Annotated in this window: 20 protein-coding genes; 9 read left to right on the plus strand and 11 right to left on the minus strand. The window is 37.0% G+C overall.

The features are described 5' to 3' along the window. The first annotated feature begins 33 nt into the window (after positions 1 to 33). A complete protein-coding gene (locus tag AC4G3K_RS02460) occupies positions 34 to 1,056 on the plus strand; it encodes a DUF2804 domain-containing protein (RefSeq protein WP_491132363.1) in 1,023 nt (340 codons plus the stop codon). A 205-nt stretch (positions 1,057 to 1,261) separates the two neighbouring features. Then, positions 1,262 to 1,891 carry a nitroreductase family protein gene (locus AC4G3K_RS02465; RefSeq protein ID WP_491132364.1) on the plus strand — a complete coding sequence of 210 codons (630 nt, stop codon included), beginning with the start codon at positions 1,262 to 1,264 and terminating at the stop codon, positions 1,889 to 1,891. Positions 1,892 to 1,917: 26 nt separating this feature from the next. On the opposite strand, the gene AC4G3K_RS02470 is transcribed toward AC4G3K_RS02465, so the two are convergent. From AC4G3K_RS02470 to AC4G3K_RS02485, 4 genes are all read right to left on the minus strand, one after another. Beyond that, entirely contained in the window at positions 1,918 to 2,187 is a 270-nt protein-coding gene (locus tag AC4G3K_RS02470; RefSeq protein WP_491132365.1) for a hypothetical protein, read from the minus strand. Positions 2,188 to 2,288: 101 nt separating this feature from the next. Then, positions 2,289 to 5,009, minus strand: a complete 2,721-nt coding sequence (locus AC4G3K_RS02475; protein WP_491132366.1) for an ATP-binding protein — start codon at positions 5,007 to 5,009, stop codon at positions 2,289 to 2,291. 589 nt (positions 5,010 to 5,598) lie between these two features. Continuing rightward, positions 5,599 to 6,078 (minus strand): GNAT family N-acetyltransferase, encoded by a 480-nt coding sequence (locus tag AC4G3K_RS02480; protein ID WP_491132367.1) that lies wholly within the window; start codon positions 6,076 to 6,078, stop codon positions 5,599 to 5,601. A 125-nt stretch (positions 6,079 to 6,203) separates the two neighbouring features. Beyond that, entirely contained in the window at positions 6,204 to 7,997 is a 1,794-nt protein-coding gene (locus tag AC4G3K_RS02485; RefSeq protein WP_491132368.1) for a M3 family oligoendopeptidase, read from the minus strand. 227 nt (positions 7,998 to 8,224) lie between these two features. Between AC4G3K_RS02485 and AC4G3K_RS02490 the strand changes: the two genes are divergently transcribed. The 5 genes from AC4G3K_RS02490 (at position 8,225) to cydC (ending at position 15,295) form a co-directional block, all read left to right on the plus strand. Then, on the plus strand, positions 8,225 to 8,998 hold the full coding sequence (locus tag AC4G3K_RS02490) for an STAS domain-containing protein (RefSeq protein ID WP_491132369.1): 774 nt from the start codon (positions 8,225 to 8,227) through the stop codon (positions 8,996 to 8,998). Between the two features lie 391 nt (positions 8,999 to 9,389). Next, positions 9,390 to 10,781: a cytochrome ubiquinol oxidase subunit I gene (locus AC4G3K_RS02495; RefSeq protein WP_491132370.1), complete on the plus strand. Its 1,392-nt coding sequence runs from the start codon at positions 9,390 to 9,392 to the stop codon at positions 10,779 to 10,781. Next, complete coding sequence (gene cydB, locus AC4G3K_RS02500) at positions 10,778 to 11,788, plus strand: cytochrome d ubiquinol oxidase subunit II (protein WP_491132371.1); 1,011 nt, start codon at positions 10,778 to 10,780, stop codon at positions 11,786 to 11,788. Before AC4G3K_RS02495 ends, cydB begins: the two co-directional genes overlap by 4 nt. A 2-nt stretch (positions 11,789 to 11,790) precedes the next feature. Then, positions 11,791 to 13,530 carry a thiol reductant ABC exporter subunit CydD gene (gene cydD / locus AC4G3K_RS02505; RefSeq protein ID WP_491132651.1) on the plus strand — a complete coding sequence of 580 codons (1,740 nt, stop codon included), beginning with the start codon at positions 11,791 to 11,793 and terminating at the stop codon, positions 13,528 to 13,530. A 19-nt stretch (positions 13,531 to 13,549) separates the two neighbouring features. Then, positions 13,550 to 15,295: a thiol reductant ABC exporter subunit CydC gene (cydC, locus tag AC4G3K_RS02510; RefSeq protein ID WP_491132652.1), complete on the plus strand. Its 1,746-nt coding sequence runs from the start codon at positions 13,550 to 13,552 to the stop codon at positions 15,293 to 15,295. A gap of 42 nt (positions 15,296 to 15,337) precedes the next feature. Here cydC and AC4G3K_RS02515 read toward each other — a convergent pair whose 3' ends face one another. After that, the gene (locus AC4G3K_RS02515; RefSeq protein ID WP_491132372.1) at positions 15,338 to 16,312 is read right to left on the minus strand and encodes a cation diffusion facilitator family transporter; all 975 of its coding nucleotides are present in this window, start codon (positions 16,310 to 16,312) and stop codon (positions 15,338 to 15,340) included. A 395-nt stretch (positions 16,313 to 16,707) separates the two neighbouring features. On the opposite strand from AC4G3K_RS02515, the gene AC4G3K_RS02520 reads away from it, so the two are divergent. Next, on the plus strand, positions 16,708 to 17,136 hold the full coding sequence (locus tag AC4G3K_RS02520) for a MarR family winged helix-turn-helix transcriptional regulator (protein ID WP_491132373.1): 429 nt from the start codon (positions 16,708 to 16,710) through the stop codon (positions 17,134 to 17,136). A gap of 15 nt (positions 17,137 to 17,151) precedes the next feature. Next, positions 17,152 to 18,342, plus strand: a complete 1,191-nt coding sequence (locus tag AC4G3K_RS02525) for an MFS transporter (protein ID WP_491132374.1) — start codon at positions 17,152 to 17,154, stop codon at positions 18,340 to 18,342. A 332-nt stretch (positions 18,343 to 18,674) separates the two neighbouring features. Here AC4G3K_RS02525 and AC4G3K_RS02530 read toward each other — a convergent pair whose 3' ends face one another. From AC4G3K_RS02530 to AC4G3K_RS02555, 6 genes are all read right to left on the minus strand, one after another. After that, the gene (locus AC4G3K_RS02530; RefSeq protein ID WP_491132375.1) at positions 18,675 to 19,694 is read right to left on the minus strand and encodes a LacI family DNA-binding transcriptional regulator; all 1,020 of its coding nucleotides are present in this window, start codon (positions 19,692 to 19,694) and stop codon (positions 18,675 to 18,677) included. A 24-nt stretch (positions 19,695 to 19,718) separates the two neighbouring features. Next, positions 19,719 to 20,534 (minus strand): carbohydrate ABC transporter permease, encoded by an 816-nt coding sequence (locus AC4G3K_RS02535; RefSeq protein WP_491132376.1) that lies wholly within the window; start codon positions 20,532 to 20,534, stop codon positions 19,719 to 19,721. Then, positions 20,534 to 21,394, minus strand: a complete 861-nt coding sequence (locus tag AC4G3K_RS02540; RefSeq protein ID WP_491075715.1) for a carbohydrate ABC transporter permease — start codon at positions 21,392 to 21,394, stop codon at positions 20,534 to 20,536. The genes AC4G3K_RS02535 and AC4G3K_RS02540 overlap by 1 nt, the downstream gene beginning before the upstream one ends. Positions 21,395 to 21,505: 111 nt before the next feature. Beyond that, a complete protein-coding gene (locus AC4G3K_RS02545; RefSeq protein ID WP_491132377.1) occupies positions 21,506 to 22,795 on the minus strand; it encodes an ABC transporter substrate-binding protein in 1,290 nt (429 codons plus the stop codon). Between the two features lie 418 nt (positions 22,796 to 23,213). Next, positions 23,214 to 23,369 carry a hypothetical protein gene (locus AC4G3K_RS02550; protein ID WP_491132378.1) on the minus strand — a complete coding sequence of 52 codons (156 nt, stop codon included), beginning with the start codon at positions 23,367 to 23,369 and terminating at the stop codon, positions 23,214 to 23,216. Between the two features lie 8 nt (positions 23,370 to 23,377). After that, a complete protein-coding gene (locus tag AC4G3K_RS02555) occupies positions 23,378 to 24,298 on the minus strand; it encodes a hypothetical protein (RefSeq protein ID WP_491132379.1) in 921 nt (306 codons plus the stop codon). Between the last annotated feature and the right edge of the window lie 306 nt (positions 24,299 to 24,604).

The following is a 24,604-nucleotide window of genomic DNA, read 5'->3' on the forward strand; positions in this document are numbered from 1 at the left end:
CAACTATTAAATCTATTGGAAAGGTTGTTCAGAATGAATCATACATATCATGAAAGAGAAATAACAGATCCCGTTGCTCTATGCGATGAGAAAGGCCATTTAAAAGCAGAAAGCATAGGCTGGTCAAGAAAGCCTCTTATCAGCGGTAATGTCAGCGGACACTTTCTTCGGAAAAAGAAATGGAATTATTGGTGTATAACGAATAAAGATGTTCTTTTTTCCGTTACAATCAGTCATTTAGATTATGCGATGGTTTGCTTTGTTTATTATCTGGACTTACATACCAAATCATTTTACGAGAAAACAGCCTTGTTTCCTTTTAAGAGTAACAAAACACTCCCGGATGATGTCCTGGCCAGTACAAGAATCTCCTCCAAACAAATGAACATCGATATCTTATGGGATCATAATCGGTTCAAACTGTACGTGGAGATTCCAAATTTTGATCAAAAACCGTTGCAAGCAAATCTTGAAATCAGCTATCCTGAGACGGATTCGTTGAGTGTTGTCATTCCTTGGAGTAATCAAACATATCAATTAACAACCAAGATGCATTGTCTCCCTTCTCAAGGAACCCTAAGAATTGGATCTAAAACCTATCACTTTAAGCCGGATGAAAGTTATGCCAGCTTGGATTACGGTCGGGGTGTATGGCCAAGGAATTGTACCTGGAATTGGGGAATGGCTTCAGGCAAACAAGGAAATGATCTAATTGGTTTAAATTTCGGCGGACAATGGACAGATGGGACAGGCTTAAATGAAAATGCCATATTATTAAATGGACATTTGACAAAAATCAGTGAGGATATGAAGTTTCACTATAATAAACATGATTTCATGCAGCCTTGGAAGATTCACTCTTTGGCGACTGATTGTGTGAGACTTACCTTCACTCCCCTATTTGAACGTATCGCCAAAACAGATTCGATTATAGTTAAATCTGAAGTACATCAAATGGTAGGTTTCTATGATGGAGAAATATGCTTACAAGATGACACCATACTAAGGATTCAGCAAATGCCAGGCTGTATTGAAGAACATATAGCAAAATGGTAAATTGGGATTCATTTTAAAAAATCTATCTGTAGGTATCAATGAAAAAATCCCTTAACCTTATTGAACATCAGATAAGATTCACCATTCCAATATAATGATTTATTTGACAAATTCAGTCTATAACTCTACAATTTATTTATTACTTACTAAAAATAAGCTAACATACAATAATAACTAAAAATGTTGAATCTACGGAGGAATTTATATGTCAAATCTACATAAAGATTTATCAACCATTATAAAAGAACGTCATTCTATCAGGCAATATGACTCTTCATTTAAATTGTCCAAAGAAGAACTAAGGAGCATCCTTGAAGAGGCTACCTTAGCTCCATCTTCCAGCAATATGCAGGCTTGGAACTTCATCGTCGTTCAAGATGAGGAAAGAAAGAAAGACCTGGGTTTGTTTGGTAACAATGCAAAGGTTGCTGAAAATGCCTCTGCTGTCATTGCAGTACTCGGAGATACTGAAATGCACAAAAAAGTCGATAAAATTTACGACATGATGTTTGAAGCAGGTTTTGTTGATGAGGAAAACAAACAAAGACTCGTACAAGATGTAAAACGAGTGTATCCTGGTGCTCCTAAAGAAACACGCGCAAATATTGCAAGCTTTGATGCTGGCCTGGTCTCCATGCAATTGATGCTGATTGCAAAGAATCGCGGGCTTGATACGATTACAATGGGCGGTTTTGATAAAGCTGCTTTTGCTAAAAACTTCAATGTGGATGAGAGATACATGCCAATTGTCCTAATTGCGATTGGTAAGGCTCAGGGAAACCAATACTTCAAAACCGTACGCCTTCCTGTAGAAGATATCGCTACATTCATCTAAATAATAGTACTGATAGAGCTGTCCGTTTATGTTGACAGCTCTATCTTTTTTCGTTTTTTCTTCCCTATATATAGCAAGTGAGACGATAGATCGAGCAGGTATGGATCAGTTGCATTTTCAATCAATAAATCTATGATTTTTTCCATATCGTCATCAGTCCTCTCTTTCCAATAATTCCACTGATAATTGGTCACCATGGCAGCGAACGGCTGCTTTACCAATCCATGATGTGACTCAAAAACTACAAAAGGAAATTTCTCATTTTTAGTATCAGTGGCCCTATACTTTTTTATCATCAGATATATAAAAGCCGCTCAATTGAACGTCAATTGAGCGGCTTTTTACCTATGGATCTATACTCTTTTTTCACCTGGTACATTGGCAGGAATTCTCCCTTTTAAGTCAGCCAGACTCTCATCACAGAGATTAATTGCTCCAGGTTAATTGGTTTACTGATATAATCCGATGCACCAGCTGCCAGGCATTTTTCACGATCACCTTTCATTGCTTTCGCTGTTAAAGCAATAATTGGAAGCGAGCTTAATTTCGTATCCATACGTATGCGTTTCATTGTCTCGTATCCATTCAGTTCAGGCATCATAATATCCATCAGGATCATATCAATATGACGATCCTCTTTCACAATTTCCAGACATTCAGTTCCGTTATTTGCTACTAAAATTTCGATTCCCTTTTTTTCAAGTGCTGTTTTTAATGTGTAAATATTACGCTGGTCGTCATCGGTAATAAGCACCTTTTTACCTCGAAGTATATCCATTTCAACATCTTTTGTCTCTTCAGTCTCGATTCGTTCAGCGGTTGTAGCCACTTGTCTTATCGTTTCACTATACGGGGACACTTCAACCACATGATTATTTTCCAGTGCCTGTAGATTGGGTAAATAAACAGTAAACATACTACCTTTCCCTACTTCACTTTCAACAAATATATAGCCGTTTAGCAAATCGGTTAATTTTTTGCAGATTGATAAACCTAATCCTGTACCGCCGTATTTTTGTACTGTAGCCCCGTCCCCCTGTTGAAAGGCTTCAAAAATAGTTTGTTGCTGTTTTTTAGAGATTCCAATACCAGTATCTTTTACAATAATTTTTATCCATTCATCAGTTCGGATCGTATCATGAACGTCTTTTTCATAACATGTATGGATTATGTTTTCCAACTTAACAGTCACGGATCCTTGTTCTGTGAACTTTATGGCATTTGATAGTAAATTTTTAATGATTTGCTGGACTTTTTGCACATCCGTGTAAAAATAGGTTGGCAAATCCTCATCTATTTCTATGATGAAACCAAGTTGTTTTCTTTCAGCTTGAGGTGAAAATATATTTAAGGCTTCAACTATTTCACTAATTTTCATTTTGTTATAGTTGATATCCAACTTTCCAGCCTCAATTTTTGACAGGTCAAGTATATCGTTAATTAAGGATGTTAAACTGTTCGCAGCTGAATAAATATATTCAATATACTCTTTTTCCTCTTCTGAAAAATGATCACTATCCATGTCAATTAACAGCTCTGAAAGAATTAAAATACTATTTAAAGGCGTACGAAGTTCATGGCTGATATTTGCAAGAAATTCAGATTTGTAATTTGAACTTTGCAGCAATTGTTCATTTTTTATTCTTAATTCTTCCTGAGACTGTTCAAGTTCCTTCGTCTTTTGCAAAGCTTCTTGCTCACGTTCTTCCAATAGTTCATTAATCGTCATTAATTCTTCAGATTGTGAATGCAGCTCTTCCGTCTGAACCTGCAATTCTTCCGTCATTGCTTTCGACTCATTTAGCAAGCATTCAATTTCCATTCTAGATAAAACGCTGTGTACGGCCAGCCCAAGTGATTCATTTACCTGCTGAATGGCTTGATACTGTACATCTGTAAAACCTGTTATACTTGCGAATTCAAGGACACCAATCGTGTTATTTTCATAGATAATCGGGGCAATCAAAATCGATTTTGGTTTCACGTCACCCAAACCTGTCGAAAGTAGTTGGTAATCATCTGGAATATCTTCTAACAGGACTATTTGTTGATCAACAACCGCCTGCCCAATAATCCCCTCACCTACTTTAAATTGATCTTTTCCACCGCCACCATAGGATGCTGCACGATAAAAAATAGTATCATCATCCTGATGTCTTAAATAGAAAGCTCCAACGGAAGCACCTACTAATGGAGACAACTTACTTTGAAGACGTTCTGCAAATTCATTTATATTTAAGGTACTTTGCGTCAAGCTGGCTACTTCATTAATTTTTGATAGTACCCAGTTCTGTATCTTGATATCGTTCAAATACGCTTTCTCATTTTTATTGTAGATTTCTAAAGACATCGACATATTGTTAAAGGCTTCAGCAATCAAACCTATTTCATCATCTGTTTTCACTTCAAGCCTGCGTAAGGTAGAAGGGTCATTTAAATCAATCTCTTCCAATACATTCGTTATTTGTTTTAAATCCTTTGTTGTTGAACGAATAAGCCAGTAGCCAATTAATGCAATTAACCCACAGGAAGTCGTCATTAACACGATAACAACCTGATACATTTGATCGTACTTCTCATTTGCCCTTTTAAATGCGCCCTCCATCATCTCCTCTTGATAGCTAATAAATTCTTCTATTGACTCTGTTAGCTTAGAGGTAGATTCCTCTATTATATCCCAATTATTACTAGCATACTCAGTGTCTTGTATTAGTTCCATTATGATAATTCGTTCGTTTTCTTTGTATATTCGATATAGAGCTGCGCAATCCATTAATATTTCCCTAGCTTCCTTATTCAGTGTCATACCATGGATTTTCGCAAAATGCTCTTCAATCTTGACATGATTTCCAGCAAGTTTATCTTGTACAGTATCTGCTGTTGCTCCTGATAGATCATTCGCAATCATACTAACCAACATTTTTGATGAAGTGACGTTCTTTTCTATTTCATAAGTGTAATTCACTTTTTTATAACGATTTTCTACAATTTCTAATAGTTCCTCGCGCGAACTATTTAGACTCTTAACGGTAAGTACCGAAACTAGTATGATTACCACCATAATTAGGATTATGCCAATTCGAAATTTCCTTCCAAATCCTAATTTATTGCTAATCATCAACCTCACCCTCTACCCTTAATATTCATCCTAACTATTTTAATACCGTCGTTTTTTTATTCCCACAGGTATTATTAACCATCTTATCCAAAATGCTGCATGACTGATTAAATAACAATCATCAAGCTATATATAAAGGAATATAGTAAGCAATCAAAGAACTCACCAACATAGATGAAATCTAGTAAATAGTTATCTTGAATTTGTATCTCTTTTGTTAATCGCGCATGGGTTGTGGATAATACGATTGAGGAAGGCTATAAAATCGTGGCATGTTATACGGGATATTATGATTCAATCTATTTCTATTCGAAGTATTCTGCTGATTGACCCCTTTCTGATATAGCCCATATAAAAACAGCGGATTTGACTGTATCCACTGTAAGTTAATAACTATACGATTATTCCATCACTTTGATACCTATTGAACCTGGACATTTCCAATTCTCTTTTTTAAAAAAATATTAATAATGTCCAGTAGGGTAAATTTAAATCATACCAAAAATGGAGCACCCATTTTTAATATAGGAAGCTGGTGCTTAAAAGCTCGAATGTATCTATGATAAAGAGTACCTCACTCTTCCCCTTCTTAATCAACCAATTTTTTATACATTAAGATATCATCCACATACTGACCATTCAGATAAAATTCTCCCTTTAATACACCTTGCTCTATATATCCATTCTTTTTATAAAAGGAAATAGCCGGGGCATTCGTGGACAATACTCTTAAACAAATTTTTCGGATTCCGTGCTTCCTACCCTCACCATCCAAAAACTGCAGTAATTTGCTCCCAATCCCTTTTCCCTGAAAGTCAGGATGAACACCAATCGCAATTTCCCAGACATGGCGATTACAATCCAGTGGTGTAGGATATTTAACAGACATATTGCCTGCCAGCTTTCCATTTTCAATCAAAACAAATTGGCTTCCCGGTGGAAAATGTCCAGCATAATCGGCGACTGAATCCCAAACCATCGGCATCGGCGTGTTTGTATAGTCCCAAATTAAGTTTTCCAGTTCTATTAATTGTTCGTAATCCTCTATCCTAGATGCACGTATAACCATATGTTGTTCAATCCCCTTTTAACAATCTATACCATATGTTACTCTTTATCTGTTTAATTGATAAATAAATATCAAAAAAACATTGCCATCTCTCTATAGATGGCAATGCCATGAAACAAGTTTTCTTACTTCGTTAACTCAAGGAACTCATACACATCAGCAATTGCAAGATCTACACCAGCCTGCCAGAAATCTGGCTTCGTCAGGTCTACACCCAAATGTTTCATTGCCAATTCTTCTGTTGTCATAGCAGCGGTATCCTGCAATAAAGCAATATATTTTTTCTCAAATGACTTACCTTCTTTTAAAGATAAGTGATAAATCCCTAAGCTAAATAAATATCCAAATGTATACGGGAAATTATAGAATGGCACTTCCGCAATATAAAAATGCAGTTTACTTGCCCAGAAAGTCGGATGATATTCACTTAGTGAATCCTGATATGCTTCTTTTTGAGCTGATTCCATCAGTTCGTTCAGGCGTTCAGCAGAAACCAATCCATTTTTGCGTTCTGTATAAAAATTGGTTTCAAAAATAAAACGGGCATGAATATTCATAAACATGGCAATCGCATTTAAAATTTTGTTATCAAGCAATGTAATTTTTTCTTCATCTGACTCCGCAGCCCGCACGCTCGCATCCGAACAAATTTGTTCTGCAAACGTAGACGCTGTTTCAGCTACATTCATCGCATAGTCGGTATTAAAGTATGGTTTTTCATTTAAAACATGACTGTGGAAAGCATGTCCAAGTTCATGCGCAAGCGTAGCTACACCGCTTGGTGACCCTGAATAGGTCATAAATATACGTGATTCATTAGTTTCAGGAAAGCTTGTGCAGAATCCCCCCGGACGCTTACCAGGACGGTCCTCCGCTTCAATCCATGAATTTTCAAATGCATCCTGGGCGAATTTAGGAAGCTCATCACCGAATTTCGCGAAATTCTCGATGATAAATTTTGCTCCCTCATCAAATGTGTAATGCATTGGCTCCGTTGTTACAATCGGTGCGTCAACATCTACCCAGCTTAGTTTTTCTTTCCCTAATAGTTTTGCTTTACGGTTAAGAAAATCTATGAATGGCTGTTTATTTTTAGCTATTACATCCCACATAACATCCAATGTTTCTTTCCTCATGCGGTTGTACTGTAAGGGTTCTTTCATAAAATCTTCAACACCATGTGCCTTATATTCTGCCAAACGGAAGCCACCTAAATGGTTAATCGTATCGGCAAATAATGATGCTTTTTCTCCCCATACCTTTTCCCATTTCTCAAATAAATCAGCACGGACTTCCGGATCTGGATCGTCATGCATCTTATTGAAAGCTTGGCCTGCTGATAAAAGTACAGTCTCGCCATTTTCTTTTATAAAGGGTATTTCAACCGTTTTTACAAGTGAATCATAATGAGTGCTCCAACCGACATATCCATCTACGCGCAATGCATTAATGAGCGCTTCTTCGGCTTCGGATAATTGTTCTTTGCCTCGTTCTCTTTGTTCATTAATATAGAAAGCGATTTCACTGATTTGCGGCTGATTAATGATTTCCTGCCAAACGGATTCATCGATGTGGACAAGCCTAATTGTGAAACCTGTAAAGACTGTTTCAAATTCACTGATTAATGTGTACAATTCACCATTTAATTGATCTGCTTTCGTATCGTGGACATTTTGTGCGGTTGCACACTCAAGGAAAGCTGATACCTGGTAGATTGCTTTTTGAAGTACTTCTGTTTTCTTTAATATATTCACCATTTCTTCTGTTCCGCTAACATCTGCAGGAGCCTGCCAACCTTTTACTGCCTTTTTGTATGTAATTAACAACTCTTTGATTTCGATTAATTTTGAAACCAGTTCAGGTGATTCTGAGCCATTAGGAAATATGTTATCTAAATTCCATGTTAAAGAATATTTCATTCAAAAACCTCCTATATTTTCACAAATTTCAGTATACAACTTTTATTACCAGATGCATATATTTTTTGACGATTCATACATCTATTTGAATAGGTTTTTATTTCTCGCTAATACAATTCTATCATCCTTTGGTATTTCCTCTAAATATAAAAGGTAATCATTTTATAAAAGAACAATTGTCTAGTATAATTATAAAGACAGCATTGATTATAGTTAGGAGCATAAATATGGATTATTTCCAATCAGAGGAGACTGGCCACTTATTAAATGCAGTTGGAGAAAATATATTTATCTGTGACAATACGTTTACAATCATATTTATTAACCAATACGCTGAACAGTTAATACGACGCCTGAGCCCTTTTACCGGATTATTAAGTAAAGAAGATTTTATTGGAAGAAACATATCCGAATTTCATAGATCAAATGGAAGCCGCCAACGCGGAATACTCGAAAATGGCCCTTTCCCTTATACAAGCACAATAGTATTTCATACATATACTGCCAGTATCGTTATAAATACCTTTCTCTTCAGCGACGGTGCAACAGGATATATGCTCACATGGAAAGATGTAACGGATTACGAGGAAGAATTAAACAAAGGGCAATCGATGATGGAAGAAATGTATGCACCAATTATCAAAACAATCCTCGACGATGTGCTTTTAATGACCATTACAGGATCTTTATCTGAGGACCGTCTTCAAAAAATCAAAGAAAAAGCCCTATATGAAAGTTCGGACAAACAAGCTTCATTTATGGTTATAGATTTCACTGGTATGACATCACTGGATGAAGGATATATTGTAAGAGATTTGGAAACCATCTCTCAATCCCTTGCTCTATTAGGTACAGAAGTTATTTATACAGGTCTCTCGACTACACTTGTCCGCCAAATTGTAAGCCAAGGAACCAAAATAAAAAATGAAACATTTGCTACGTTTAACCAGGCTATGCGTCATATCTGTAAATTCAAAGGCTACCAGTTAATAAAATGTTAATCCAACTTACCAGCTTGATTTTCATAAATCAAGCTTTTATTTTTGTCAATCTATATGCTGAATGATACCCATCTATCTACCCAGCTTTTGTGACAATATTGTTTCATAAATTTGAATTAATTATAATAATTTTAGTTTAGTTATAGATATTTACCATTCTTAGTACTAATATAACTATTATAAATAGTCATTATAAAAACAACTAATTAATAACACATACATAGGATAAACCTTACTATGCAATTAAAGTTATTATAACCATCACTTCATTCACACAGAAATTATTAGTTGCTTGTATAATAAAGATGACAGCATTTTATAAATGTTTTTTTTCATTAAGTTTGTGAATGGGTGAACAATATATAGTTAATTGAAAGGTGTGAACAGTTTAATGGAGGTATTGGATCTCGCTCGGTTTCAGTATGCAGCAACCACAATCTACCACTTCTTCTTTGTACCGCTCTCTATCGGATTGGTATTTTTAGTTGCAATAATGGAAACATTATACTTTTTCAAGAAGAAGGAAATGTATTTGAAAATGGCAAAGTTTTGGGGACATATTTTTCTCATCTCATTTGCTGTTGGCGTAGTCACAGGTATTATTCAAGAGTTTCAATTCGGGATGAACTGGTCCGAATACTCCCGCTTTGTCGGAGATGTATTTGGTGTTCCGTTAGCGATTGAAGCCTTATTGGCTTTCTTTTTGGAGTCCACATTCATTGGTGTATGGATGTTTGGACGTGACCGCTTGCCAAGATGGGTTCACTTATTATCCATATGGCTTGTATCTATAGGTACAGTTCTATCTGCATTGTTTATTCTTGCTGCAAACTCTTTTATGCAGGAACCTGTTGGGATTACAGTGGAGAATGGAAAAGCTGTACTAAATGATTTCGGGGCTTTTATCACAAACCCTCAGCTGCTTGTTGAATTTCCTCATACCGTACTTGGGGCTTTTGCAACCGGGGCATTCGTAGTCGGCGGTATCAGTGCTTTTAAAATACTGAAAAAACAAAATTTAGAGATATTTAAGAAATCATTTACGATTGCTATGATTGTGGCAATGATCTCTGGCCTTGGAATCGCCTTTACTGGTCACTGGCAGGCACAGCACTTGATGTCATCGCAGCCTATGAAAATGGCAGCAAGTGAAGCACTGTGGGAAGACAGCGCTGACCCGGCAAGCTGGTCAGCGATTGCCAATATTGATACAGAGAACCGTGAAAACAAGTGGTCTCTTGAAATCCCTTATGCTTTAAGTATCCTTGCTTATAACAGCTTTGAGGGATCAGTAGAAGGAATGAATACACTCCAAGAGAAATATACTGAGCTTTATGGAGAAGGAAATTATATCCCTCCTGTTAATGCTGTATATTGGAGCTTCCGCATTATGGTAATTGCTGGTGTTATGATAATGGGATTAGCTGCATTGGGTCTGTTGTTTATCAAGAAAAATAATCTAGTAAATCAATCACTCTATTTAAAAGCAATGGTTGGAGCGATTGCCCTTCCATTCATGGCTAATACAGCAGGCTGGATAATGACTGAAATTGGTCGTCAACCTTGGACAGTCTTTGGTTTATATACAACGGCACAATCCGTTTCTCCAAATGTAACAGCTGGAGAGCTGTTAACATCAATTATTGTATTTTTAGGTTCCTATACTGTTCTTGCTTTCGTATTAATCACTTTGATTGTGAAAGAAGTCAAAAAAGGACCATATCATACAAACGATACAAAACCGGATATAGATTTATTTGACAAGGAGGCCTTCGAACAATGAGTTTAAATGAGTTATGGTTTATCCTTGTAGCTGTTTTATTTATCGGCTTCTTTATATTAGAAGGATTTGACTTTGGTGTTGGAATGTCAACCCGTTTTCTTGCACGCAACCAAAAAGAACGTGATCAGCTGGTATCTACCATCGGTCCTTTCTGGGATGCGAACGAGGTTTGGCTTATAACAGCCGGCGGTGCAATATTCGCTGCATTCCCAGAATGGTACGCAACAATGTTCAGTGGGTATTACCTACCTTTTGTTTTATTCCTATTGGCTTTAATCGTACGCGGAGTAGCCTTTGAATTCAGGCATAAAGTCCATGAAAAGTGGACCAGTTTCTGGGATTGGATGATATTTGTCGGGGGTATAGTTCCTGCATTTGTGCTGGGAGTTCTTTTTACCAGTCTTGTACGCGGAATGCCAATTGATGCTTCTAAAAATATGTATGCAAGCTTTGGAGATTATTTTGATCCCTACTCGCTTGTTGGCGGAATCGCTATGATTGTCTTATGCCTTGTACATGGCTTAACATTCATCGGTATTCGGACAGAAGGCCCCATCCGGGAACGAGCACAATCATTGGTAGCCAAAATGTATTGGATTCTTTTGGCAGGGCTGATCGTATTTGCTTTAATGACCTATATGATGACGGACTTGTTTACAGTAAGGCCAGTCGCAACACCATTATTCCTGATTGGTGCAGTTGCAACAACTGTGTTAGGGTATTTATTCTCTGCAAAGAAAAAGGAAACTCTTGCCTTTGTAATGACGGCTTTGACCATGCTATTCACAGTTACGATGTTATTTGTCGGTCTCTTCCCAAGAGTCATGGTCAGTTCAATTAGTTCCGAATACAACTTAACTATTATGAACGCTTCCAGTGGGCCATACACACTTAAAGTAATGACCATCGTAGCATGCATATTACTTCCCTTTGTTCTTGGCTATCAAATATGGAGTTATTACGTATTCAGAAAGCGTATTTCTGATAAGGAACCGGTGAGTCATTAATGATAAATAAAGAGATTTTAACTATAAAAGGAATAAAGGGTACCATGGTCTTCCTATTCGTGATTTCCTTATTACAAGGAATAGCGATTATCATGCAAGCCATTTATCTTGCGGACGGAATCACGAATTTATTTAATGGGGAGAAGCTGTCTGAACAGCTTATCCCCTTCCTTTTATTTGTACTAGCTTTTATGGGCCGACACTTTTTGACTTTTATTCGCGATAAATGGATGGACCGATTCGCCTCCGAATCAGGTACAGCCTTACGAAAAGAATTACTGGAGAAATTATTTGAACTGGGGCCGAGATTCACCCAATCTGAAGGAACAGGCAGCTTAGTCACAATGGCTTTGGAGGGAGTATCACAGGTTGAAACCTATTTAAAATTATTCTTGCCGAAGATGATAAATATGTTCTTGATCCCCCTTTTAATTTTCCTTTATATACTGACACTTGATTTTCAATCTGCTGTAATTGTGGTCATTGTACTCCCTATCCTATTATTCTTTATGGCCATGCTAGGGATTGCAGCAAAAAGAAAGGCTGATAAACAGTATGAATCTTATCAGGTCCTTTCCAATCATTTCGTTGATTCATTACGAGGTTTGGAAACACTGCGATTACTGGGATTAAGTAAAAAGTATGATCGGAATATCCAAAGTGTGAGTGAACGATACCGAAAAGCAACGATGGGAACACTTCGCATTGCTTTTCTTTCCACATTTGCATTGGATTTCTTCACTTCACTCTCAGTCGCCATTGTTGCCTTATTCCTCGGTCTTGGACTTATGGAAGGGACCATCTTATTGGGACCTGCACTGACTGTTTTAATCCTTGCCCCGGAATATTTCTTACCAATTCGTGATTTCGGAACGGATTACCATGCTACTTTAGATGGAAAAAACAGCATGACTGCTATCAAACGGATTATTAATTGGCCCGTTTCATTAAAACAGAAACGGAATGAATCAGCGTTTACCTGGACCAATGAAGATTCCTTAACGATTCGAAATCTAACAGTTCAACACGCGGAATCCAATCAATCGTCACTGAATGACCTATCATTTTCATGGAAAGGATACGGTAAAATTGGCATTATTGGTGCAAGCGGAGCCGGGAAATCAACCTTAATTGACGTACTTGGCGGTTTTTTGAATCCGACCGCTTGCTCTGTTACCATTAATAATCAGACCTATTCCTCTTTTAAAGAAATGGGTTGGCAGGATCAATTGCTTTATATTCCACAGCATCCTTATCTATTTAATGATACTGTTCGAAATAATATTACGTTTTATACTCCTGATGCCAGTGAAGAAGACATTCAATTGGCTATTGATAAAGCCGGTTTAAGAGATGTTTTGAATGCCCTTCCCAATGGGTTGGATGAACGTATTGGGGAAAGCGGACGTATGTTGAGCGGCGGTCAGGAACAGCGGGTTGCTTTAGCGAGGGCATTTCTCGACAAAAATCGAAAAATCCTCTTATTTGACGAGCCAACCGCACATCTAGATATTGAAACGGAATATGAATTAAAGAACAATATTGTTCCGTTATTTGAAGATCATCTAGTATTTTTTGCAACCCATCGACTTCACTGGATGACAGATATGGATCAGATTATCGTTTTGAATCAGGGACATATCGTTGAAGTTGGAAGTCATGAGGAGCTTATGAAAAAAGAAGAGCATTATTACCATTTAATACAAGAACATTTAGGGGGAAATGAGGTGCAGCATGATTAAGAAAAAAGGCCCTGAATCTATTCTTAAAAATTCTTGGATTGGCCCTTATTTATCCCAAAACAAATGGCTCTTAACCATTGTGATTGTGCTTGGTGTCGGCACGTTCTTCAGTGCCGGTGCTTTGATGTTTACATCTGGCTTTTTAATATCCAAGTCGGCTACTTTACCTGAAAATATACTTCTTGTCTATGTACCTATTGTTTTGGTAAGACTGTTTGGAGTTTCAAGGCCTGTATTCCGTTACGCAGAACGCTTAAGTGGCCACAGCCTTGTCTTAAAAATACTTTCAGGTATGCGCGTCCGTTTGTATCAGGCCCTGGAACCAAATGCTTTGGATTTCAAATCCCGTTATAAAACAGGCGATTTGCTTGGTGTACTTGCTGATGATATTGAGCATCTTCAGGATCTATATATTAAGACAATCTTTCCATCTATCATCAGTATTATTTTGTATATGATTATTGTCTTAGCTCTGGGATTCTTTTCAATCCCCTTTGCCTTAATCATGTTTTTATTGTTATTCGTCCTGATTGTCTTGTTCCCCCTTGTTTCTTTATTAGTAACAAGGGCAAGAAATACAAGGATGAAAAATGCTAGAAATGGACTGTATCAATCTCTGACAGATGCAATCATGGGAATTGGTGACTGGATGATCAGTGGCAGGCAAGCCGATTTCATCGAACGCTATGAAAAAGATGAAAAAAATGTTGATCAACTCGAAGCAGGGATTAATCAATTTCAACGTAAACGTAATTTTCTCTTTCAAACGGTTATATTGGCCATTATCTTGGCACTTGCTTGCTGGGTCACTTTACAGGTAGAGGCCGGACAATTTTCTCCTATTTGGATTGCAGCTTTTATCTTGGTTGTTTTCCCGTTAATTGATGCATTTGCACCACTCTCGGATGCAGTAAGCCAAATCTCAAGCTACAAGAGTTCATTGGATCGAATGAATGGATTGCAGGAAATAAAAGGATCAACACACCCTGAATCTGCAAGAAATCTAGATAATTTGAAGTCGCAGGAAGCCTTGCCCATTAGCTTTAATCAGGTTTATTTTTCTTACCCTTCCACGGAGACTAATGTTCTGAAAGATTTAACCTTTACCATCCATCCTGGTGAAAAAATCGCGATGCTTGGCAAAAGCGGGGCAGGAAAAAGTACGATTGTAAAACTTATATTAGGTGCCTATAAACCTAACCAGGGTAATATACGTATAGCAAGTGAAGATATTGCTCATTTGGATTCCCAAATTGCAAGCTTCGTTTCTGTACTGCATCAGAAACCTCATTTATTTGATACAACTGTTATGAATAATATACGTCTTGGCAATCCAAAGGCCAGTGATGAGGAAGTATACGAGGCAGCTAAATTAGTTAAGATGCATGATTATATTGAATCACTGCCGAATGGATATCAAACTCGCATGCAGGAATTAGGGGGACGTTTTTCAGGCGGCGAACGTCAGCGTATCGCGCTTGCCCGGATTCTTTTACAAAAAACTCCTATTGTTATTTTGGATGAGCCTACTGTAGGTCTGGATTCTCAAACAGAACGCAGTCTTCTGAAAACCATTTTCGACACATTAAACGGGAAAACAATTATTTGGATTACCCATCATTTAATGGGTGTAGAGAAAACGAATAGAGTACTCTTCCTTCAAGACGGGGAGATCAGTATGGACGGCTCACATGAAGAACTTCTTCAAACAGAGCCTCACTATTCTAAACTATATAAATTAGATATGCCACGACTACTTAACTAAACAAAGCGCTTGAGACATATACTTGTCATCAAGCGCTTATTTTTATTCTATCGCTGCATTCTCTTTTTGGTTCCACTTTGCTATGCCATCGTCTTCGTCAAATTCAATCATGACATCTACAACGCCTTTTTCTGCCAAAATTTGTTTTTTCAGACGATCTTTAATATCATCCATGTTCGCAACAGTTAAGGTTGAATCTATCTCTACACAGACTTCCACATGGAAATCTTCCCCTTCTTTAATTACGATAACATTCTGTACATCTTTTACATCTTTATCAAGAATGACGAGATCACCAATATATTGCTCCATTAATTCATCCGCTTCCCCAAGTGCTCCAGCGGCATTGTCCAGGAATACTTTACCGACTACAAACAACATCATAATTCCGATAAGAATGGAGGCAATCCCTTCAGCTGCATGAAAGTCCGTTAAATGGGAGATGACGATTGCCATAATGGCTAAAACTCCACCGCCAGTTGCCACTAAATCTTCCATAAACACTAACCGTGTTGCAGGCTTTGCTTTGCCAAAATAGGAAAAGCTTTTATATATGAAAGATAAGCCTTTTGCTTCCACTCCGACTTCATGCATAATTTCCTTCATTGCTTTCACTAAAACAAATGTTTCAAGAATAACACTGATAACTAGAACACCGATACTCACCCAAAAATAACTGGATTCACCAGGATGCATTATATGCATGTACCCTTCTTTTATCGTTTCATAAGACATTATTCCAACAATTAAAACCGCTCCTAAAAGGACTAGATTTACCAAGCGGCCAAATCCATTTGGAAAGCGATTGGTCGGTGCCTTCTTACTTAGCGCTGACCCGATAAATACGAAGAATTGGTTTGCGGCATCTCCTAAACTATGAAGCGTCTCCGCAAATAAAGCCACATTTCCCGTAAACAAATACGCAGAACCTTTAAGGATTGATATTACCAGGTTTACAATAGCTGCAGTAATTGCACTTGTGTTTCCTTTCTTTAATAACTGAAATAATTCTCCCATTGACCATACTCCTCCATTTTAAATTGTACCAAGTGAAAACTGGTTATGTAGATTGTTATACCTTCATTTTATCAAAGGAATAGCTGTTCATACATTCTGAACTACTTTCTATCATTATTTGAATCTAGTGAATATGATGGCTAAAGCTTTGCTATAAATCAACATTATATTATCACTCTACATTTTTATGCTCCTTATACCCAGTTTTCACTTGCTTCCTTGTCTATTTTTCAGCAAGCACCTTTTAAATCTCTACATCTATTCCCCATTTAGTTTGTTTTTACACTAAACTATTAAAGAATAATCTGTTTGAATTTATGAAAGCATTTTATTGGATTTCTATAAAAAAGGAGCGTATAGTTACCTAGGTAACTATTTTCGGGGTGGTGTTATAGTTGTCGCTTTCAGGTCACCAATATTTTTTTCACCAATATTTACAGACAGCGAGATTGTTTACAAAACGATTGAATGATCATTTGGCACAGTATAATCTTTACCATTCACAATGGGCCATTATTTATTATTTAAAAAATCATGGTTCCTCCACACTTGTGGATATAAGTAATTATTTGAATGTAGAAAAGCCCACTATAACCAGAACGGTCACTCGATTGCAGGAGCGCGGATTAATAGTGCAAATTCCGAGTGTAAATAAACGGGAAAAAAGAATCCAATTAACAGAAGCAGGAGAAGAGATCTATACCCTTTGTATACAAAAGGTCAGTGAATTTGAAGATAAAGTAATGTCTAGTGTATCAGAAGCTGAAATGAAAATGATGATGAAGGTACTTGGCAGCATGCAGAATCAATTACAACAGGAATAGGGATGTGGCTTACATATGGAAAAACCAAAACTTTGGACAAAAGATTTCCTTTTAATATCTTCAACGAATTTATTTATATTTCTAACGTTTTATAGCTTAATGGTTACATTGACACTTTATACAATCACCACTTTCGGTACAAGCCAAAGTATTGCCGGGCTTGCATCAAGCATATTTGTTATAGGGGCTCTGCTGGTAAGACCGATTGCCGGTAAAAGGATTGGAATGATCGGAGCTAAAAAAATGCTAACAATAAGTCTTGCTGTCTTTTTGGTAGCAACGATTCTCTATTTCACAGCAAGCAGCCTTACGCTATTGTTAATCATCCGATTCATCCATGGTGTTTCTTTTGGTTTTGCATCTACCGCTACAGGAACAATCGTCGCCGAAACTTTACCTGCTTCGAGGAGAGGAGAAGGGATGGGGTATTTCGCCATGAGCACCAACTTAGCCATGGCGATTGGACCATTTTTAGGTTTAATGATCAGTAATTCTTTTTCTTATTCTATTGTTTTTTCAGCAGCTGTTGTTTTTGCTGCTTTTAGCTTCCTCGCTACCCTGTTTTTAAAGGTTCCGAAGATAGAACTTTCAGCTGAACAACTGGAATCATTGAAGGGTCGTAAAATAGGCGACTACTTCGAGTTGGCTGCTTTGCCTATTTCTATTACAGCTGGAGTCATTGGATTCACCTATTCCAGTATTCTTTCGTATTTAACTTCCTATTCTCAGGAACTTAATTTAGTCTCTACAGCAGGCTTCTTTTTTGTCATGTATTCTATTTGTTTATTATTGACTCGTCCTTTTACAGGTAAATGGTTCGATCTATACGGTGAAAATTCCATTATCTATCCATCTCTTATTTTATACACAATTGGTTTAGTAACACTTAGTCAGACCAGCCACTCTATTACTCTGCTTTTGGCAGGTGCTTTAATCGGGATTGGGTTGGGTACTTTCCAATCAAGTGCACAGACCATTGCAATTAAAATGGCTTCTCCTCACCGGATTGGGCTCGCCACCTCTACTTTCTTTGTCATGTATGACATCGGTATTGGGATTGGACCGTTTGTTCAGGGATTCTACCTTCCTGTATCCGGTTATAGAGGACTTTATATAACGATGGCAGTCATCGCTTTTATATGCATAGGCCTTTATTATGCAGCCCATGGTAAAAAAGCCATCCATCACTCCAGAGTTGCTCAATAATAGTAATGAAAAGGATAGATTCAGCTGACAGACTTACTGCTGATCTATCCTTCATTTCATTTATTCATATATATATTGATTTACATATAAGCTATAACTCTCTCACTGCAATGCGAGGGTTAATCGATAAAAAGAGACAAGCTACATACTAGCCCGCTCATAAAATCTAGAGTATCGTTATATAAAAATATCAGATTTACTTTTTATTTGAATAGCAGGTTGGCTATGGATCATCCCATTTAGAATATGTTTTCTTCCTCGATTCATTATGATAGCGAAATGAAAACTCACGAAAAAACCACTTTTCAAGAAAAGTGGTAAGATGTTGCTAATTAAATTTTTCTGACCGATTCCCGTTTTATAAACTTTGTTGGGATGGTAACTCTTTTGGGAAAAGTATTTGGTTCTTTAATTTGTTCAATTAAACAATCGGTTGCTTCAGCACCAAGGCGTGAAATATGTATTTCTACAGATGTCAGTGGCGGTCTTGAATGCTGAGATAGTAGCTGGTTATTAAAACCGATAATGGAAAGGTCTCTTGGAACATGGATATTGAGTTTTTCCAAATAACTTAATATTACATATCCGATTAAATCATCCTGGGCTATAATGGCTGTCGGCATAGGATTGTAGTTAATCAGATTCTTGAGTGATTCGAATCCCTTATCATTAAATTGGTGTTCATCAATAAGATATTCCCTGCGGAACGGAAGTCCACTCTCTTCCAGCGCTTCCATGTATCCTTTCAAGCGATCGATTGTAACAGCAAAATTCTCATTCCCACCAAGAAAGGCAATGTTTTTATGCCCCATTCTTATCAGATAATTGGTAATTTCTTTTGCGACGGATACATTATCATTATCTACATAAGTTATACTTTTTTCATGCATTAATGGTCTCCCGATTACAGTAAACGGAAAATGAACCTGCTTCAAAAATTCAATCACTTCATCACTTTTGCGAGAATATAACAGTATTAAACCGTCTACCCTTTTTCCTTGAACCATGGAAACAACTTCTTCATAAATTCCCTCTTGAGTATAACTTGTAGATAAATATAACCCATATTTTTGCTGATTGGCTCTCCGGCTAATACCTCGCAGAACAACTGAGAGGAAAGGATTTTTAAATGCTTGATAGGCAGTGTCCGGTATAATCACACCAATGGCTTGTGTACTTTTCGCCGCTAAACTTTGAGCTTGGAAATTTGGTGTATATCCCATCCGATCCATAATTTTTCGAACTTTTCGTTTTGTTTGAACACTGATTTGAGGGCTATCCTTAAGTACCCTTGATACAGTTGATGGTGCTACATTCGCCTCTCGTGCCACATCTTTTATCGTTACATCCAACTCAGCCACCCCCGTTCGTAACCGTTATTTCACGGCACCCTCAGCTACACCTTTAATAATTTGTTTTTGTGCAATGAAATAACCAATGATGACTGGAATAATGGCTAAAGTTAATCCGGCAAGTGCAAGATGCCATTGTTTTGTATATTCCCCGAAGAAGAAGAACATTTTCAAAGGAAGTGTCTGCATTCCATCCTGATTGATTACAAGAGATGGCAACAGATAGTCATTCCAAATCCAGATTGTATTTAAAATACCGACTGTAACAGAAATAGGTTTTAACATTGGAAAGATGATATACCAGAAGATTTGCCATCTGTTGGCACCGTCCAGGGTTGCTGCTTCATCAAGCGTTTTGGATATACTGTTTAATGTTCCATGGTACAGGAAGATCGACAAGCTGCATCCAAACCCAATATACATAAAGATTAATCCAGTACGATTCAGCATTTCAAATTTCCCAAAAACCGTAATTAATGGGATCATGACGGATTGGAAAGGAATCAGCATAGCTGCTACGAAAATAAAGAATAGAAACGTACTGGTTTTACTTTTATTTCGTGACAGGGCATACGCTGCCATTGAAGAAAAGATAATAATCAGACCCACACTTACGACTGTTATTAAAACAGAATTAAATAAAGTCCTCAGGAAGTCCAGTTGTTCGAACGCTTCCACATAGTTGTCTAAGTTAAATGCATCCGGTAGGCTCAATACATCAGTAAACATTTCCTTTTTCGTTTTAAGTGAATTAACAATCATGATATAAAAAGGGGAAAGCCAAATTAAGGCCAAAACAATCCCGATTATTTCTAAGGGCCAGTTATGCTTTCTGCGCATTATAATTCAACCTCCCTTTTCTTGTTGATATATACTTGTGTCAAGCTGATTGACGCGACAATCAAGAAAAAGATAACTGCTTTTGCAGAGGCATAGGCCATTTCACTTTCCTTAAACGCTGTCTGGAATATTTCCATAGCCACCATTTGTGTAGAATTATAAGGGCCTCCCGCCGTTAAGCTTAAGTTCTGATCATATAATTTAAACGCACTGGACAGCGTCAAGAACATACTAACTGTAAATGCCGGTGCTACGAGCGGTAATATGATTGTACGAAGTTTTTGGAAGTAGCTCGCTCCATCAATCTCGGCAGCTTCAGTTAATTCTTCTGGAACACCCTCGAGATACGAAATATAGATAATCATGATATAACCTGCCATTTGCCAGCTCATTAGGATGACTAATCCCCAGAATCCAGTGGATGTGGTAGACAGCCAGCCTTGTAAACCTTCATAGCCAAGGGCCACACCAACTGCGTCAAATGCTTTCGTGAAAATAAACTGCCAAATGAACCCTAAAATCAGTCCACCAATCAAGTTTGGCATAAAGAAGATCGTACGTAAGATATTATTTGATTTAATTTTTGAAGTTACAATTAAAGCTAATACTAAACCAATCACATTAATTAAAATAATGGATACTATAGAAAATTTAACTGTGAACCACAAAGCGTCCATAAATTCTTTTTCCTGGAATATACCAGTATAGTTTTGAAAGCCAACAAAAGCGGTTGTTTGAATGCCATTCCAGTCCGTAAATGAGTAAAATATACCGAGTCCCAGTGGCACAAGGACTACAAGAAATAGCGATATTAGAACCGGTGTAAGGAATAACCAGTAGGAAAAACTGCGAGTACGCATTATTACCCCTCCAATATTGTGACAAAATTTATGACCTTATCCATTTTCTATATAGCAAAACAAAGTAGCCCAACACTACTTTGTTTTGCGTTCTATTACGCTAAAAGAATATTATCGTGATTCTGTCCAAGATTTTTGAGATTCTTTGATCAGCTCATCCCAAGACATTTTATCACTTAAATATTTTTGGATGTTTACACCTAATTTATCTTCGCCCCAACCAGTTGGATAACCCATGAATACCCATCCAATTGTTTTTCCTTCAGTCGCATATTCATATACTTCTTTAGAGATTGGGTCTGCAATTTTACTGGAATCAAATCCTTTGTATGCAGGAATAAAGCTGAAATCTTCAAGAACTGTCTTTTTGCCCTCTTCAGATGTATATAACCAATCCAGGAATTCTTTGGAAGCCTTAATAACTTTCTCATCATTATTGCCGTTTACTCCCCAATACATTGGAATGCCAACTGGCAGGGAATCTTCTTTATAACTTTCTACAGGAATTGGTAGAATTCCAACTTTTTCTTGTGCAAATTCTTCATCAATACCTGCGATGGAACCATATACCCAGTTCCCTTGTTGAATCATTGCTACTTTTCCAAGAGAGAAGTTCTCTTCAACTTGCTGTGAGTAATCAAGGCTAACAGTTGGCTGAATAGAATATTTATTGGATAGATCAATGTATGTTTTAAATTGATCGCCATATTTAAAATCAATTTTGTCAGATTTATAAGCATTCATAATATTTTCATCAAATTCTGGAGAGATAAAGACATTGGAAGCATGCAACCCGGTAACCCATTTTTCTTTTCCTGGTAAAGCAAATACTGCTTTAATACCAAGATCGTCTTTTTTGCCATCAATTGTTTCAACCGCTTCTTCAAGCGCTTTCATTGTTTTGATTTCTTCTGCTTTTATACCAGCTTTTTCAAAGATTTCTTTGTTATAAAGCAAGCCGTATCCTTCTTGGTTATATGGAAGACCAAGGACTTTACCATCTGTAGTTACACCATCAAGAGTTCCATCTAACGCTTCTTTAGATGCTTTTGTATCGGATAAATCAGCTAATTTATCTTTCCAATCTTCAACATCCTGCGGTCCGCCGACATTATAAATAGCTGGTTCCTTGCCTGAAGCAAATTTAGATTTCAATGCTGCACCATAATCTTCTCCGCCGCCAACTGTAGTAATATTAATTTCTACATCTGGATTTTCTTTTTCATATTGTTCGGCAACATCTTCAAACTGATCCTTGAATTCCACTTTGAACTGAAATACATCAATTGTCACTTTGTCTTTACTATCAGATGAAGAGCTCTCTGATGAGCATCCCGTTAAAACAGCCGCCGCTAAAAGTGAAGCTGATAAAGCACCTGTATACCATTTTTTACGTTTCATACTTGTACCCTCTCTTCTCTCTTTGTGTTTGGTTTAAGTAAACGTTTTCTAAAATATGTATAGGCTGCTACTTTTATTCTTACAAACTATTAATCCACGTTCATTTTACGAAAACGTTTTCATAAACCTTATGATTTCAATTTAACATACAAATATATGTATCTCAAACATTATTTTATATATATTACAATTCTAACCATGAAATTTAATTTGATAGTCAAAAAATATCCATTCTTATGCAAACGGTTTCTTACAATACTTTCATGAAGTAATGAAAAGTCCGCTATCTTCTTTTAAAGCCAATAAATGCTCGCTATATTTTAGTTATTTAGTTCATCTGTTCTAATAGACCAGATATTCCACCATTTAATTCAAAAAAATAGACCGTCCAGTTAACAGGTTCATTAATCGGATCGGGCTATTCTTTATACTCTTTTTTCTCCAGTTTAAAGCCATACATGGTAATTGGTTTTATTTTAATCATATTACCCTCCTTGGAGGCACTCCACATTTTTAACGATTGTTTATATTTTTCAGCACGATACTTGGCTCTGTTCATAATATAATCATGCAACCCAGTATTCACCTCTCCATTATTTCACATGCAGTTTCATGAAAATTTTCATAGGTTGCATTTTTTTCAACCCATACGGCATATTTAATATTTTCTAAACGATCTGATAAGGCATGGTGGAGGATATACATACATTGCTGGTCGATGGCATCAAACTCATGAGTATAGCTCCACAGTACCGTTACGAGGACAACATCTAAATGTTGATACGTATAAATCATGGAGTTTTTACTCGCTCCAAGTCCTGAATTTATCTTGTTGTTTTTTATACAAGGCTTGGTTTTATCTGCTGAAATATATGCCTGATGCCTCCATTCTTCCGGTAGTGACTGCCATTCATATAATCCCCAATTGATTCCAATTTTCACTTGCTCCCAATATTCTTCCGTCATTCTTTCCAAATAGAAGGCCAGTGCCTCTTTGTAATCTGCTAAACCACTATGTTGATCATAAAAACGATATAGGCTCATTTTATTGTTTTTGGTATATATATTAGATATTATCTTTAATCGTGCATACTGAAAGATTTCTACAGGAATCATTTCCTCTGACGGTTCTTCATTATCCATCTCTATCTCAAACTGAAATAACCTAAACCTCTTTAAACTCCTTGTTGCCAAAGGCACTAGCAAGAACACTAAAATCCATATAATTAGCAGAAAAAGCCCTCTCCCCACAATCCGATTTGCATCCGATGTCACCATATTGGTCATTAGGGCTACAAACCAACCTTTATCAAGATTGGATAATTCAGTAACTGTTAAAATCTGTATAGGATTCATTAAGACCTCCCGATATGCCATTATTAAACTTGCCAATGTCCAACCTGCAATACTAACTAGCCCAAATTGATAAAAATACAACATTCCTTTCTTGGCTATCGAGCGAAATAACTGTCCGCAATCTTCCATTCGAAACCATTTTTTCATATTCACCCATTCCTTTATAAGGATTTTATTAATGAGCTTAATAAATGTGATCTGATTCGCTGTATTGTATAGCACATTTTCGCTTAATTCCCCTCAACTTTGGCTGGTATTTCTCCTGTATCGGCTGGATGTTCTTCTACTTTGGCTGGATTTTTCTCTGTATCGGCTGGATTCTCCTCTACTTTGGCTGGATCCCATATTCAAATGTAGGAGTTTGATGATTCTAGCTCAATCCCGATTTAAATTCTCTAATTCTTTTTTATAAATCAGCCTCCCTTAAATTCGGGAGGCCAGTTCATTTCTACT

It is taken from the genome of Bacillus sp. z26 (assembly GCF_058313635.1).

Coding starts and splice junctions, on each gene's coding strand:
- cydB (WP_491132371.1), top strand. CDS start 10,778: ATGAGTTTAAATGAGTTATGGTTTATCCTTGTAGCTGTTTTATTTATC.
- AC4G3K_RS02490 (WP_491132369.1), top strand. CDS start 8,225: ATGGATTATTTCCAATCAGAGGAGACTGGCCACTTATTAAATGCAGTT.
- AC4G3K_RS02465 (WP_491132364.1), top strand. CDS start 1,262: ATGTCAAATCTACATAAAGATTTATCAACCATTATAAAAGAACGTCAT.
- AC4G3K_RS02545 (WP_491132377.1), bottom strand. CDS start 22,795: ATGAAACGTAAAAAATGGTATACAGGTGCTTTATCAGCTTCACTTTTA.
- AC4G3K_RS02535 (WP_491132376.1), bottom strand. CDS start 20,534: ATGCGCAGAAAGCATAACTGGCCCTTAGAAATAATCGGGATTGTTTTG.
- AC4G3K_RS02480 (WP_491132367.1), bottom strand. CDS start 6,078: ATGGTTATACGTGCATCTAGGATAGAGGATTACGAACAATTAATAGAA.
- AC4G3K_RS02540 (WP_491075715.1), bottom strand. CDS start 21,394: ATGCGTACTCGCAGTTTTTCCTACTGGTTATTCCTTACACCGGTTCTA.
- AC4G3K_RS02555 (WP_491132379.1), bottom strand. CDS start 24,298: ATGAAAAAATGGTTTCGAATGGAAGATTGCGGACAGTTATTTCGCTCG.
- AC4G3K_RS02475 (WP_491132366.1), bottom strand. CDS start 5,009: ATGATTAGCAATAAATTAGGATTTGGAAGGAAATTTCGAATTGGCATA.
- AC4G3K_RS02470 (WP_491132365.1), bottom strand. CDS start 2,187: ATGATAAAAAAGTATAGGGCCACTGATACTAAAAATGAGAAATTTCCT.
- AC4G3K_RS02495 (WP_491132370.1), top strand. CDS start 9,390: ATGGAGGTATTGGATCTCGCTCGGTTTCAGTATGCAGCAACCACAATC.
- AC4G3K_RS02485 (WP_491132368.1), bottom strand. CDS start 7,997: ATGAAATATTCTTTAACATGGAATTTAGATAACATATTTCCTAATGGC.
- AC4G3K_RS02515 (WP_491132372.1), bottom strand. CDS start 16,312: ATGGGAGAATTATTTCAGTTATTAAAGAAAGGAAACACAAGTGCAATT.
- AC4G3K_RS02525 (WP_491132374.1), top strand. CDS start 17,152: ATGGAAAAACCAAAACTTTGGACAAAAGATTTCCTTTTAATATCTTCA.
- AC4G3K_RS02460 (WP_491132363.1), top strand. CDS start 34: ATGAATCATACATATCATGAAAGAGAAATAACAGATCCCGTTGCTCTA.